General features: G+C 65.0%; 13 protein-coding genes. 7 read left to right on the plus strand and 6 right to left on the minus strand.

The genetic code is table 11. From position 1 onward, the window contains the following. Nucleotides 1-91: 91 nt before the first annotated feature. The 3 genes from L1965_RS02855 (at nt 92) to L1965_RS02865 (ending at nt 2,903) form a co-directional block, all read left to right on the plus strand. Nucleotides 92-1,051 carry a LysR family transcriptional regulator gene (locus tag L1965_RS02855; RefSeq protein ID WP_235754881.1) on the plus strand — a complete coding sequence of 320 codons (960 nt, stop codon included), beginning with the start codon at nt 92-94 and terminating at the stop codon, nt 1,049-1,051. A gap of 107 nt (nt 1,052-1,158) precedes the next feature. Beyond that, nucleotides 1,159-1,551, plus strand: a complete 393-nt coding sequence (locus tag L1965_RS02860) for a thiol-disulfide oxidoreductase DCC family protein (protein WP_235754998.1) — start codon at nt 1,159-1,161, stop codon at nt 1,549-1,551. Next, nucleotides 1,551-2,903, plus strand: a complete 1,353-nt coding sequence (locus tag L1965_RS02865) for an ABC1 kinase family protein (protein ID WP_439332035.1) — start codon at nt 1,551-1,553, stop codon at nt 2,901-2,903. The genes L1965_RS02860 and L1965_RS02865 overlap by 1 nt, the downstream gene beginning before the upstream one ends. A gap of 251 nt (nt 2,904-3,154) precedes the next feature. On the opposite strand, the gene L1965_RS02870 is transcribed toward L1965_RS02865, so the two are convergent. From L1965_RS02870 to L1965_RS02890, 5 genes are read right to left on the minus strand one after another with little or no spacing between them, the layout of a single operon-like run. Beyond that, the gene (locus L1965_RS02870) at nt 3,155-3,352 is read right to left on the minus strand and encodes a hypothetical protein (RefSeq protein WP_235754882.1); all 198 of its coding nucleotides are present in this window, start codon (nt 3,350-3,352) and stop codon (nt 3,155-3,157) included. Continuing rightward, nucleotides 3,349-4,704: an amidase gene (locus L1965_RS02875; RefSeq protein WP_235754883.1), complete on the minus strand. Its 1,356-nt coding sequence runs from the start codon at nt 4,702-4,704 to the stop codon at nt 3,349-3,351. The genes L1965_RS02870 and L1965_RS02875 overlap by 4 nt, the downstream gene beginning before the upstream one ends. After that, nucleotides 4,694-6,112, minus strand: coding sequence for a TRAP transporter large permease (locus tag L1965_RS02880; protein ID WP_235754884.1), 1,419 nt, complete (start codon nt 6,110-6,112; stop codon nt 4,694-4,696). The genes L1965_RS02875 and L1965_RS02880 overlap by 11 nt, the downstream gene beginning before the upstream one ends. A gap of 48 nt (nt 6,113-6,160) precedes the next feature. After that, nucleotides 6,161-6,745 (minus strand): TRAP transporter small permease subunit, encoded by a 585-nt coding sequence (locus L1965_RS02885; RefSeq protein WP_235754885.1) that lies wholly within the window; start codon nt 6,743-6,745, stop codon nt 6,161-6,163. Nucleotides 6,746-6,804: 59 nt separating this feature from the next. Next, nucleotides 6,805-7,950, minus strand: a complete 1,146-nt coding sequence (locus tag L1965_RS02890) for a TRAP transporter substrate-binding protein (RefSeq protein ID WP_235754886.1) — start codon at nt 7,948-7,950, stop codon at nt 6,805-6,807. A gap of 447 nt (nt 7,951-8,397) precedes the next feature. Here L1965_RS02890 and L1965_RS02895 point away from each other — a divergent pair, with 447 nt between their 5' ends. The 4 genes from L1965_RS02895 (at nt 8,398) to L1965_RS02910 (ending at nt 11,167) form a co-directional block, all read left to right on the plus strand. Continuing rightward, a complete protein-coding gene (locus tag L1965_RS02895; protein ID WP_235754887.1) occupies nt 8,398-8,913 on the plus strand; it encodes a YeeE/YedE thiosulfate transporter family protein in 516 nt (171 codons plus the stop codon). Further along, nucleotides 8,910-9,512: a DUF6691 family protein gene (locus L1965_RS02900; protein WP_235754888.1), complete on the plus strand. Its 603-nt coding sequence runs from the start codon at nt 8,910-8,912 to the stop codon at nt 9,510-9,512. Before L1965_RS02895 ends, L1965_RS02900 begins: the two co-directional genes overlap by 4 nt. Before the next feature lie 45 nt (nt 9,513-9,557). After that, a complete protein-coding gene (locus L1965_RS02905; protein WP_235754889.1) occupies nt 9,558-10,322 on the plus strand; it encodes a protein tyrosine phosphatase family protein in 765 nt (254 codons plus the stop codon). Nucleotides 10,323-10,405: 83 nt separating this feature from the next. Beyond that, nucleotides 10,406-11,167, plus strand: coding sequence for a DUF6969 family protein (locus L1965_RS02910; protein ID WP_235754890.1), 762 nt, complete (start codon nt 10,406-10,408; stop codon nt 11,165-11,167). Between the two features lie 585 nt (nt 11,168-11,752). Here L1965_RS02910 and L1965_RS16155 read toward each other — a convergent pair. Continuing rightward, nucleotides 11,753-12,070: an erythromycin esterase family protein gene (locus tag L1965_RS16155; RefSeq protein WP_369334676.1), complete on the minus strand. Its 318-nt coding sequence runs from the start codon at nt 12,068-12,070 to the stop codon at nt 11,753-11,755. Nucleotides 12,071-12,459: the final 389 nt, after the last annotated feature.

Raw genomic sequence — 12,459 nt, forward strand, 5'->3', positions numbered from 1 at the left:
GCGCAGCCCAAAGACACAGCAAAATCAGGATTGCATCGCGACATGCCATAGGGCAAATAGATAATAAGAATTCTTAAAATAGTTCTGGCCTATGCTTAAACCGTATGAACAGCGCTTTCCCTGGAATCTGGACTGGAACCTCTTGCGCAGCTTCATGGTCATCGTGGACCAGGGCGGCATCACACCGGCTGCGCATTTCCTTGGCCTGAAGCAGCCGACGATCAGTGCCGCGCTGAAACGGCTTGAGGACATCACCGGTCATCGGCTGATCAATCGCTCGCCAAAGCATTTCAGCGTCACTTCAAGAGGAAAGCTTCTTTACGGTGAAGCCAGCGCGATCTTCGGCGCAGTGGCGCAGTTGCCCGATCTGTTGAGCGGTCTGGAAGACCAGGTGACTGGCCAGATCAGCATCGCGGTGGCCAGTCACGTCGTCTCGGCTCATTTCGATGCGGTTCTGGAACGATTCAACGCGGCGTATCCCGCCGTGACCTACACGATATCGACGATGGACAGCGCCGAGGTCATCACGCATCTGTTGCAGAACCGGGTCACTCTGGGCGTCTGCCTGGTGCATCACCGGCCCGCCGAACTGACCGCACGTGTCCTCTACCGCGAGTTCTTCGGGTTCTTCTGCGGACCCTCGCATCGGTTGTACCGCCGTGAAGGCATCGACCCCGCCGAGTTGAGGGACGAGGATACGGTTTCGTTCCAGACCGACGAGATCGACGGCCCCCTGTCCGGCGTGGCACGTCTTCGCCGGCAGTTCGGCATGCGGGCCGAGCCCAAGGGATTGTCGTCCAATCTGCCCGAGATCCGTCGCATGATCGTCGCGAATATCGGCATCGGAGCCCTGCCGATGCATGTCGCGCGCAAGGACATGCAGTCGGGTCTGTTGTGGCAGGTGCCACCTTACAGATCCCTTCCGGCGGTGGACATCCAGATGCTGACAAACCCGAGGCGCAGCATGAATCGCGCCGAGAAGGCCTTGCTCGGGATGCTCAATGCCGAGTTGGACAGCGTTCCATTGGCAACGCGAACCTACAGCGCCTAGATCGTCGCTCAGGGACCTGGCGGGCCAGAACAGGATGGCTTGCGGGGATGCATGTTCTCGGCGCGTCGCCCGTTGAACTTCAGCCCGGTCAGACCTACCTGCCGAAGATGGAAAAAAGTCCCAAGACCTCGGTTCTTTACAACGCCAGCTGCCCTGTCTGCAATTTCGAGATCCAGCATTATGCGCGCCATGCGGCCGAGGCGGACCTGCCGATCCGGTTCGACGATCTGAACTCGGACGCGCGCGCGAAGTGGGGTCTGGATGCCGATACTGCGGCCCGGCGGCTGTATGTTCTGCATGACGGCACGCTGACATCGGGAATACCGGCCTTTCTGGTCCTCTGGACGCAAATGCCACGCTATCGATGGCTGGCGCGGGTCGTTGGGCTGCCGGGGATCAGGCAGTTCGCCTCGGTGGCCTATGATTTCGCCCTGGCCCCCGCCATCTACCGCTGGCACCGGCGCCGGATACGCAAGCAGGCCGCCCGCGCGGCCAACTGATGACGGAGCCAGCCTTGCCGAACGACAACGACGACAGCGGCGCGAATGTGCCTACGGGACGAACGGCGCGGCTGTTGCGCTTTGGCGGCATGGCGTCGGGCATTGCGGGCAGCGTGGCGGCCGGTGGCCTGCGCGCGCTGGCGGGCGGCAAGCGGCCCGGTCTGGCGCAACTGCTGATGACACCTGCGAACACCTTGCGGCTGACAGACGGGCTGTCGCATCTGCGCGGGGCGGCGTTGAAGCTGGGGCAGATGCTGTCGATGGATACCGGGCTTGTGCTGCCCGATGAGCTGACCGCGATTCTGGCCCGGATGCGCGACGATGCTCGCCACATGCCCCCGAAACAGTTGCAAGCCGTGCTGAATGCCGAATGGGGTCCGGGCTGGTATGGCCGCTTTGCCCGGTTCGACGTGCGCCCCTTTGCGGCCGCCTCGATCGGGCAGGTCCACCGCGCGGTGACGCATGACGGTCGCGACCTGGCGATCAAGGTTCAGTATCCCGGCGTGCGCGCCAGCATCGACAGCGATGTGGACAATGTGGCCACGCTCTTGCGCCTGCCGGGGCTGTTGCCGCGCGGGATGGACCTGTCGCCGCTTTTGGCCGAGGCCAAGCGCCAACTGCATGCCGAGGCCGACTATCAGGCCGAAGCGCAGCATCTGGCCCGCTTCGGCGCGTTGCTGAACGGGTCCGACCTGTTCGTGCTGCCCACGCTGCACGGTGAGCTTTGCACCCCGCACGTCCTGGCGATGACCTATGTGGAAGGCGCCCCGCTTGACAGTCTGATCGATGCCCCGCAAGCGCTGCGCGACCGGGTTGCAGAGGCCCTGATCGGCCTGGTGCTGCGCGAACTGTTCGTGTTCGGCGCCATGCAGACCGACCCGAACCTTGCCAATTATCGCTATGATCCCAGGACAGGCCGCGTCGTGCTGCTGGATTTCGGCGCGGTGCAATCCATCGCCACGGAGCTTGCGGCCGACTTTCGCGCGCTTGCACGGGTGGCGCTGGATGGAGGGGGGGATGAAACGCGCGCTGCCATGCTGCGGATCGGCTATTTCGGCCCGTCCACGGCGCCGCACCATCGCGATCTGATCCAGTCCATGTTCAACACCGCGATGGGCCCGCTGCGGCAGGACACGCCATTCGATTTCGGCCGCAGCGATCTGCTGGAACGTCTGCGCGACATGGGCCTTGCGATCGGCAATGACCGCGAGCTTGGCCATGTCCCTCCCGCCGCAACGCTGTTCCTGCACCGCAAGATCGGTGGCATGTATCTGATGGCGGCCAGGCTGCGGGCGCGTGTCGCCCTGCGCCCGATGGTCGAATCCCATTGCCGCGAACCAGATATGCCCTGAGATTTCGGCGGACCCTGGAACCCTTGCCCTGCCGGCCACTTGATCGGACCGGTGACACCGGATCGCACCCCGCGCCCAGGGCCTTCATCGCGCCGTTCAAAGCCATCCTGCGCGATGAAATGTCGAACGAGCAGGTCTGCGGCACCCCGCAAGACGCTCTTCGCAAGATCGCTGTCGTGGCAGGCCTGGTCCCGCGCGACCCCGGACCCCATCTGCCACAACAGGACACGCGGCTGCGTCGCCGGCCGGCTTCAGCGCTGCCGGCCCTCTTGCTGCGCCTGATCCCTTGAGACATGGCTGCGAAGAACCTGCGCGGTGTCCACGCCCGCAAGCACCAGCGTGAACAGCAGCACGCCGCCAAGATCCAGCCGTGGCACGTGCCAGAGCAGTATCCCGAGGAAACAAAGCAATACCAGATAGGCGACGATCGCCATGATCTTGTCGGTCACTGGCCTTTCCTTTCGTCATTCGCCGGATCGGTTCCAAGTCGCTGCATCAGCCAGCCCGCAATACGCAGCAGGCGTGCATCCTCGCCCCGCCGCCCGACCAGCTGCACCCCCATCGGCAGGCCGGTCTCGTCTGCCAGCAGCGGCAGCGTGATCGCCGGCACCCCACACAGCGTCCACGGGCCGTTCATGGCAGGAGATCCGGTGCTGCCAGCGGCGCGTTCGGGCGCGGGCCCGGTCGCGGCGGGGCAAAGGATCGCATCACAGCGGGTCAGCAATTCCTCGAGCCCGGCGTTCAGCACCTGGCGCCAGTCGAGCGCGGCAAGGTAATCACGCGCGAGGATGGCCTTGCCCTCGTCCAGGGCATCGCGCACGCACGGCGACATCAGCTCCCTGCCCCGCCTTTCGAACGGGTAGTAGCATCTGGCAAGCTCGGCCAGGTTGATGCGGCGGCGGATCGCGTCGGCCTCGGCGAACCCGGGCGGCAGATCGACGCGATGGGCGCGGTCGGCCAGTTCGCGCGTCAGTTCCGCCAGCGCATGATCCATGACCGGTTGGGCGCCAGGCAGCGAGGCGACCGCCAGCAAGGGCGGCAGAGGCGGTGCCTGCATCGCCGCCTCGGCAAGTCGCGGGACCGGTGCCAACTCGGTCGCATGGTCAAGCGGATCATGTCCGGCCATCGCTTCGACCAGCAGGGCGGCATCCTCGACCGACCGGGCGAACGCACCGACGGTATCGAGGAATGGCGATTGCGGCAGGACGCCGGTGCGACCGACCAGGCCGTAGCTGGGCTTGAACCCGACCACGCCGCAATACGAGGCGGGGCGGATCACCGATCCTCCGGTCTGCGTGCCCACGGCCAGCGGCACCTGCCCGGAGGCGACAGCGACCGCCGAACCGGAAGACGAACCGCCAGGGCTGCGCGACAGGTCATGCGGGTTTAGCGTCCCGGACGGATCCATGAAGGCCAGTTCCGTTGTCACGGTCTTTCCGACGATGACCGCCCCGGCGGCGCGCAGGCGGGCGACCAGATGGGCATCCCGGGTCGGCACGCGGCCTTGGGCGATCGGTGTCCCGTATTCGGTCGGCATGCGCGCGGTGTCGATCACGTCCTTGATCCCCACCGGAACGCCGTGCAACGCACCGATCGCCGCCCCGGATTTCCGGCGGGAATCCAGCGCCCGCGCCTGCGCCATGGCGTTCTCGCCATCGACATAGGCCCAGGCGTGAAGCTGCGGCTCCGACTCCGCGATGCGTTTCAGGCAGGCGGCGGTCGCCGCCTCGGCTGAAAGCGCGCCCGAGGAGATCAGGTCTCGCAGCGCCACGGCGCCGAGGGATGCGGGATCACGAGCCATAGATCATGTTCGGCAGCCAATAGACGATGTCGGGATAGATATACAGGATCGCCATGGCGATGAAGACCATCAGCAGAAACGGCAGGACCCCGGCGAAGATGTCGGTCAGCTTGACCTCGGGTGGCGCGATGCCCTTCAGATAATAGGCCGACATCGCCATCGGCGGTGTCAGGAACGAGGTCTGCAGGTTCAGCGCCACGAGAATGCCGAAAAACAGCGGGTCGACCCCGAACATCGGCAGCAGCGGCAGGAAGATCGGCACGAAGATGATGATGATCTCGGACCATTCCAGCGGCCAGCCGAGCAGGAAGATGATCAACTGCGCCAGCAGCAGGAACTGCAAGGGCGTCAGGTTCATCCCCGCCACGAATTCCGAGATGACCTGCTCGCCACCCAGATACGAGAAGACCGACGAAAAGGTGTAGGACCCGACGAACAGCCAGCAGACCATCGCCGTGGTCCGCACCGTCAGATACACGGATTCTCGCAACCGCTGGAAGGTCATGGCGCGGTACACGATCGCCAGAACCATGCCGCCAAGGGCGCCGATGGCGGCGGCCTCGGTCGGCGTCGCCAGACCGAACAGGATCGAGCCCAGCACCGCCATGATCAGGAACGCCAGCGGAAAGAACGACGTCGCAAGCATCAGCAACAGCTTGACGGTCGGGACGGATGGCACCTCGTCCTCGGTGGGGCGCGGCGCCACGGAAGGTTGCAGGATCGACCGCCCGACGACATAGACAAGATAAAGTCCGACAAGCACAAGCCCGGGCAGCATGGCCCCGGCATAGAGCCGGACGATCGAAACCCCCGAGGCGGCAGCATAGACGATCAACATGATCGACGGCGGGATAAGGATGCCAAGCGTACCGCCCGCGCAGATGATTCCGCTGGCAAAGCGCGGGTCGTAGCGCGCCTTCAGCATCGCCGGCAGGGCCAGAAGCCCCATCAGCGTGACAACCGCACCGACGATGCCGGTCGCGGTCGCGAACAGCGCACAGGTGATCAATGCCGCGACCCCCATCGAGCCGGGCATCCGGCGCGAGGCGACCGCCAGCGTGGAAAACAGCCTGTCGACGATGTTCGCCCGCTCGACCACATAGCCCATGAACAGGAACAGCGGCACGGCCGTCAGAACCTCGTTCGACATCACCGTGTAGGTCTGGTTGATGAACAGGTCGAAGATCCGGTTGTTGTACAGCCCCTCGAGCCAGGTCCATTTCTGGGTCAGCCACCCGGTATCCTCAGGCAGCCGGTCATAGGAACGCCACATGCGACTGGCATCGAAATAGGCGTAATAGCCGAAGGCGATACCCAAAGCCATCAGTGTGAAGGCGATGGGAAACCCCAGGAACACCAGAAGGATGAAGATGCCCAGCATCATCAGCGCAGTCTGCGGATCGGTCACTTTGTTTTCTCCGCCATGCTGGCTGATGGGCTGTCGGGGCCTGTCACATCAATCGACATGCACGCCCGCCTTTGATGCCTGCTCACGCAGCAAAAGTGCCTCGGTTTCCTCGACATCCTCGTCGGCAGGGATCCAGACGCCGTCACGGATCGCAATGACGCTGCGCAGCAACTGGGCGATGCCCTGAATGAACAGCAGGATGCCGGCGACGACCACGACCGACTTGAACTGGTAGATGGGGATGCCCGCAGGGCTGTTCACGCTGACCTCGCCATATTGCCAAGACCGGCTTGCATATTTCCATCCCGACAGCACCAGCGCGGTGACGCCCGGAAAGAAGAACAGCAGATAAAGCACGAAATCGACCGCGCCCTGCACGCGCACCGGCCAGAGCCGATAGAGAAAGTCGCCGCGGACATGGCCACCGCGCGACAGCGTGTAGGCGCCGCCCATCATGAACAAGGTCCCGTACATGATGAACGACACATCGAGAGACCACGAGGTCGGACTGCGCAACACGTAGCGCACGAAGACCTCGTAGCTGACGCCGATGGTCATCAGCATGATCAGCCAGCCAAAAGTCTTGCCGAACCAGCTCGACAGGCTGTCGGCAAATCGAATGAAGGACAGCATCGTTGTCTCCGCGATCGGAGCCCGCCCCCCCCCCGAATGGGGGGGGCGGGCAAACCTTCCTACGCTTTCAGTTCGCCCGGGAAGAAATGTTCGTAGGCCAGTGCGTAATCGGGCTTGTTCATCAGCTCGTAATACGTCGTGCGCCGGACCCATTCGCGCTGGCTGTCCAGCACCTTCTTGATGAAGGGATCGCTTTCCAGCGTGCCGATCATCTCGGACCATGCCTCGAGTTGCGCCGCAAGGATGCTGTCGGGCGTCTTGTGGATCGTGACGCCGCTTTCATCGCGAAGCTTGATCAGGTCGGCGGAATAGTTGTCCAGCGCATAGGCCGTATTGTAGGTCGAAACGGCCTCGACCGCGTGTTCGAGGATCGCCCGCAGGTCCGGCTCGATATCTTCCATGATCGCGCGGTTGAACAGGAACTCGAACGCCTCCGACGCCTGGTGATAGGAACCCAGGTAATAGTTCTTGGCGACGTCCTGCGCGCCGAAACGCCGGTCCGAGGACGGGTTGTTGAACTCGAACGCGTCGATCACGCCACGCTCCATGGCCGGGACGATCTCGCCGCCCGGCAGCTGCGCGACGGACATGCCCATCGATTGCAGCAGATCCGCTGCAAGCCCGACGGTCCGGTATTTCATGCCGCTGATGTCCTCGACGCCGTCGATCGGATTCTTGAACCAGCCGAACGGTTGTGCGGGCATCGGGAACGCCAGCAGCCCGACCACATTCAGCCCCATGGTGTCCTGGGTCAGCTCGCGATACAGTTCGCGACCGCCGCCCTGGTAGAACCAGCTCAGCATGTTGGTCGGATCGCCGCCGAACACCGGGCCTGTCCCGAACAGCGACGCGGCCTTGTTCTTGCCATACCAGTAGGCCGAGACCGAATGGGCGATGTCGATCAACCCGTCGCTGACGCCGTCCATGACCTGAAACGCGCTGACAACCGCGCCCGCCGGCAGCAGGTCGATCTTGATGCGGCCGCCCGACATGGCCTCGACCCGTTCGACATATTGTTGCGCCATGGTCTGCCAGATGTCGGATGCGGGCCAGCTGGTCTGCATCTTCAGAACCATGGGCGATTGCGCCAGAACAGCAGGTGCCGCCAGCAGCGTGGTCGCAGCCGCGCCGCCGGCTACGGTCCCGGTCCGACGCAGGAACGAACGGCGTGATACAGCCGTGGGGCTGTCGATGTCTTTGGTCATTCTGTTCTCCTCCCAATGCGGCCACAGCCTTTTCCTGACGCTTCCCGGCCGCAGGTTCCATCCTGCCTTCGTAAAGTCCGATCTGACAAGCCCCATACTACAGGCACTTACTTTCGGATGATGCGCGCGACGCAGCGCCTGCGCCAGATGGGCGACGGCAGCAGCGGACCTCGTCTCGATTCCGAGCCTGCCGACGCCGATCCTGACGCGATCGGATGAGACATTTCCTTTCCGGAACGTCAACGATCGCAAGCCAGCCTTTCGCTGTCGGCAAAGGACGGCGATCGGCCACGCAGCCTGCCCCTCAACGGGCTGCGAGATCACAGGATGGCCGTGAATCCTTGACATATTCCCGATTGCGAATATCGTATAGGGACTGAAAATGGCGCAGCGTGCACGGCATCGGTCCTGGGGCGCCACACAGAAACCTGACGAAAGGAAAACCGGATGCAGGGTCAACCCAAGCCGTACTGGCCGCCGCTTCTCGCCGGGTTGGGTCTCGGCCTCACCCTTCTGATGACATTCGTGATCACCGGCCACGGGCTTGGCTCAAGCGGCTTCTTCACGCGTGCCGCGGCAGCGGCGGGCGGCTGGCTCATGCCCGAGGCGACAGCGGACAACGCGTATCTTAGCCGTTATCTCGGCGCCGGCGCACCGCTTCTGGCCTGGATAACATGGGAGGTGGTCGGCCTGTTCGTCGGCGCGCTGCTGGGCAGCTACGCCGCCGGACGCTTTCGCCCCTCGATCGAGCGCGGCCCCGGAACCGGCGCGGGCCTGCGGCTGGCTCTGGCGCTGGGCGGCGGCGTGGTCACGGGGTTTGGCGCGCGTCTGGCCAGGGGCTGCACGTCCGGGCTGGGGCTGTCGGGCGGTGCGACACTGGCAGTGGCGGGATTCGTCTTCCTGATCGCCTTCTTCATCGGGGGCTTCCTGTTCTCCAAGCTGACACGAAAGGTCTGGGAATGATGGAACAACCACTTTACGATTCTGGCGTCGCTGCGGGGCTGCTTGCCGGGGTGCTGTTCGGTTATTTCCTCGAGGCTGCGGGTTTCGGCAGCCCGCGCAAGTTGACAGCGCAGTTCCGGCTGCAGGACTGGGCGGTGTTCAAGGTGATGTTTACCGCCGTCATCGTGGCGGCAACGGGACTGTGGCTGCTGGACGTGTTCGGCGTGTTCGGCCCCGACAAGATCTATGTGCCGACGAGCTTCTTCTGGGCCATCGCCCTGGGCGGGCTTCTGATCGGCGCGGGCTTCGCAATCGGCGGCTATTGTCCGGGCACCTCGGTCGCAGGGTTGGCCTCGGGTCGGCTGGACGCGCTGGTCTTCATGGTCGGCATGGTTCTTGGCGTCTGGGTCTTCGCCTGGGCCTACGAGCCGTTGGAGTGGATCTACTTCGCCGCCGAAGGTCCCCAGGGCCAGAGCCTGTCGCAGCTTTTCGGCGTGCCGACCTGGGTGATCCTTCTCGCCCTTCTGGCCATCGCCGTCGCGGGTTTCCGGATCGGCAGTCGGCTGGAGCGCCGTCTAGGCGGGCCGCTCGGCCCGGCTGGCGCCGAAGACAGTGCCTGATACGCCTCGAGAACCATCAGTGAATTCAAACCGAAAGGAAACACCATGAGCAAACGCAGATCCCTGCTCGCCCTGCTGCCAGCGGCCGCCGTGGCCGCCGTGGCGGCGGGGGGCGCCGCGACCACCGGCTACCTGCCGCACGTCATCCCGGCCGCCCACGCCCAGAGCAACCCGTGCGGAATCGCCAACCCATGCGGCGTGGCCAACCCCTGCGCCGTGGCCAACCCCTGCGGAGTGGCCGCCGACGCGGGCGACAAGGGCGAAACGGACGCGCCGAAATACAGCCCGACCGCCGAGACGCCCGCCGACAACCCGTTCGACGTGCCAGCCGGCTATACCCAGGCGGCCTATGGGGACACCATGCCGGACGTGGTCGAGAACTACCTGCGCGCCGCGCCCTATGTCGGCACTGGCGGCGTGGTGGCCGACGGAGGCTATGCCATGGTGAAGGCCGTCGGCTTCAAGACGGTGCTGAGCCTGAACACCGCCGAAGAGGGTGTCGCCGACGAGCGCGAGCAGGCCGAGGCCGCCGGGCTGACCTATCTCAACGTGCCGGTCTCCGAAGAGGCGCCGGTGGCCGATCAGGTCGCCCGCATCGCCGAGATCGTGAACGACCCGGCGAACTATCCGATCCTGATGAACTGCCAGTCCTCGAACCGGGTCGGTGCGGCCTGGGCGCTCTACCGCGCCGACGCCGGCGTGCCCGAGAAGATTGCCGTGCAGGAGGGGCGTACCGTCGGCCTCGCGCCAAGCCGCGAATGGAAGGTGCGCGAGATCCTCGGCATGGACCCGCTGCCCGAACAGCAGTGAAGGGCATCACCAGATCGTGCCAATCGCGGAGGCGGCGCGCCTGATGGATGCGCCGTTTCCGCCTTTGTGACAGGAGGGCCACGATGACACGCGACGCCGATATGCCACCCCTCGCCAAGCGACCGCGCGACGAGTTGGAGGCCATGCATGCCTCCGCCGAGCGCGCGCTGCTTGCGGCGCAGGCCCTGAGCGCGGCAGGGGAAACCGTGGTTTCAGCGCTGATGCCCGGTGCCGACAGCATCGAGGCCTGGGCGCACTACCCCGAACATGACATCCGGGACCGGCAGCACCGCGTGCAGTTCTACTATCACGCCCATCCCGAAGAGCACCGAGGCAACGGCGAGCATGGACATTTCCACGTCTTCGCCTACCCGGCCACGCCCGGGACGACGACGGCGCAAGGCGGCGGGCACGGCTGTTCGCACGCGCCCGAGGACGCGCTCGGCCGGCGACCTTGCCACCTGATCGGCATCTCGATGGACGCGCTGAGCCGGCCTGTCGCGCTGTTCACGACCAACCGCTGGGTGACCGGCGAAGACTGGCGCAACGCCGACGAGGTGACGGCGATGATCCGCTCCTTCGACCTCGCACCCGAGTCCCCCTATCGACACACGCGCGACTGGCTGGCGGGAATGATCGGACTCTTCCGGCCCCGGATCGAGCGACTGATTGCGGAACGCGATGTCGGCATCGCGGCGTGGCGCGCGGCCCGCGGCGGCGACGTCTTCGAGGATCGCGACCTCTACCGCGTGTCGGTCTGCGAAATCGACCTTCTGCAAGAGGTCGTCGATCTGGAGGAGGCGCTGGAGATCTCGCCCGACGCGAACCCCGGAAGCGCGGATTAGTTCGTCAGGCGCGGGGGAATCGCGCTGTCCTGCATGACGCTTGCCTGTGTCTGACGCGGATCGGGCAGGCCGATTGGCTTGAGCGGGTCATCGTCCGATAACGCGGCGCAAGTCTGGCATGGCTTCCCGCACCAGCTCCGCAAGCCGCTCGCCGTCGATCAGCGTCAGCGCGGGCCGATTTGGGGGCGCTGTTCTCGAAGGCTTTGGCCTCGTTCGACCGTGGGGATGCCTGAACCGGCTTTCGGCATGGGTACGCGATCGCAGCTCGGATGCTTTCCTCATATGGGCTTCTTCAGCGACCGAACGGACAAGTCGGGTGCTCGTCCACCGGTCTGCGTGCCGGCAGGGTGGGGTCGGAATGGGGTTGGTCAAACCAGAGGAAAGCGTCGCATTCAACAGGAAGCGACGTCCGGCTGTCGTGACTCCAGCGCCTGGCCTCGGGCTGGTCGATGACCTCGCTGTAGCGCGAGTCCAGAATTGGAAGGGTCCTGCCGGCAAAGCTGCCGGATGTTCGTTTCGCCGCGTCCGGAGCCATGTCGGCAACAGCGCGCGGCTTGGTCGACGCGGCCTGCGTTCCGAGCCTCGTCACGGAAAGGATCGCCGTCCCGATGCGCTTGCCTCGGTTGTTCTCTGACAGGATCGACGCGAGTACGGACCAGTGGCCCCTCGCACAGCGCAAAGCGCACAGGCCCTGGACAGGGACGCCCGACCAGCGGCCGAGAGTTCGCGCGACAAGGGCGCAAGACAGGCGTATCGCGCGGGCGCCACCTTCGCCGCCTCCGGATCGGCCCGGTCAAGATGTTCGAGACGGGCCACAATCGAGGCGTTGATGCTGCACGGATCGAGCCCGCAGAAGCCGGCCCGATCTTCACGTGACGCTTTTCCGCCTTTTTGGCGGCGCAGGAATCACACGAAATCATCGGCATCGCGATTGCGCCACCTCTAGGTCGGAAACCCGTTTGATGGCACGCCGCGCGACGCTCATGAGCGCCCAGCCGAACAGAGCGGTCTATTGACGCCGCTTCAGGCCAGTCGGCCTCCACCGCGACGATGGAGAGGCTGTGCCGCGCGATCAGGCGGCGGGGGATCGCGGCGCGAGCGCAACAGAAATCCCCGACGTGCCGTGAGAGGGCTTGCCCGGCCGTAGGAACCGGGCAGAGGCAAACGGTCGAAAGCCCGGGCGAGCCCTGAAACGCCCATCTCGGGAAGCGGCTCCACAGCGTCCCGCAGACGCGCGACCAGGGACGAGGGGCAGAGCCGCCGTCGGACACCGGAGCTTGGCGCGGCGCGGC

Origin of the sequence: Paracoccus salsus, from assembly GCF_021556615.1 — a bacterium.
Lineage (GTDB): Bacteria > Pseudomonadota > Alphaproteobacteria > Rhodobacterales > Rhodobacteraceae > Paracoccus > Paracoccus salsus.

Coding starts and splice junctions, on each gene's coding strand:
- L1965_RS02895 (WP_235754887.1), top strand. CDS start 8,398: ATGCAGGGTCAACCCAAGCCGTACTGGCCGCCGCTTCTCGCCGGGTTG.
- L1965_RS02855 (WP_235754881.1), top strand. CDS start 92: ATGCTTAAACCGTATGAACAGCGCTTTCCCTGGAATCTGGACTGGAAC.
- L1965_RS02910 (WP_235754890.1), top strand. CDS start 10,406: ATGACACGCGACGCCGATATGCCACCCCTCGCCAAGCGACCGCGCGAC.
- L1965_RS02885 (WP_235754885.1), bottom strand. CDS start 6,745: ATGCTGTCCTTCATTCGATTTGCCGACAGCCTGTCGAGCTGGTTCGGC.
- L1965_RS02860 (WP_235754998.1), top strand. CDS start 1,159: ATGGAAAAAAGTCCCAAGACCTCGGTTCTTTACAACGCCAGCTGCCCT.
- L1965_RS02905 (WP_235754889.1), top strand. CDS start 9,558: ATGAGCAAACGCAGATCCCTGCTCGCCCTGCTGCCAGCGGCCGCCGTG.
- L1965_RS02865 (WP_439332035.1), top strand. CDS start 1,551: ATGACGGAGCCAGCCTTGCCGAACGACAACGACGACAGCGGCGCGAAT.
- L1965_RS02890 (WP_235754886.1), bottom strand. CDS start 7,950: ATGACCAAAGACATCGACAGCCCCACGGCTGTATCACGCCGTTCGTTC.
- L1965_RS02900 (WP_235754888.1), top strand. CDS start 8,910: ATGATGGAACAACCACTTTACGATTCTGGCGTCGCTGCGGGGCTGCTT.
- L1965_RS02875 (WP_235754883.1), bottom strand. CDS start 4,704: ATGGCTCGTGATCCCGCATCCCTCGGCGCCGTGGCGCTGCGAGACCTG.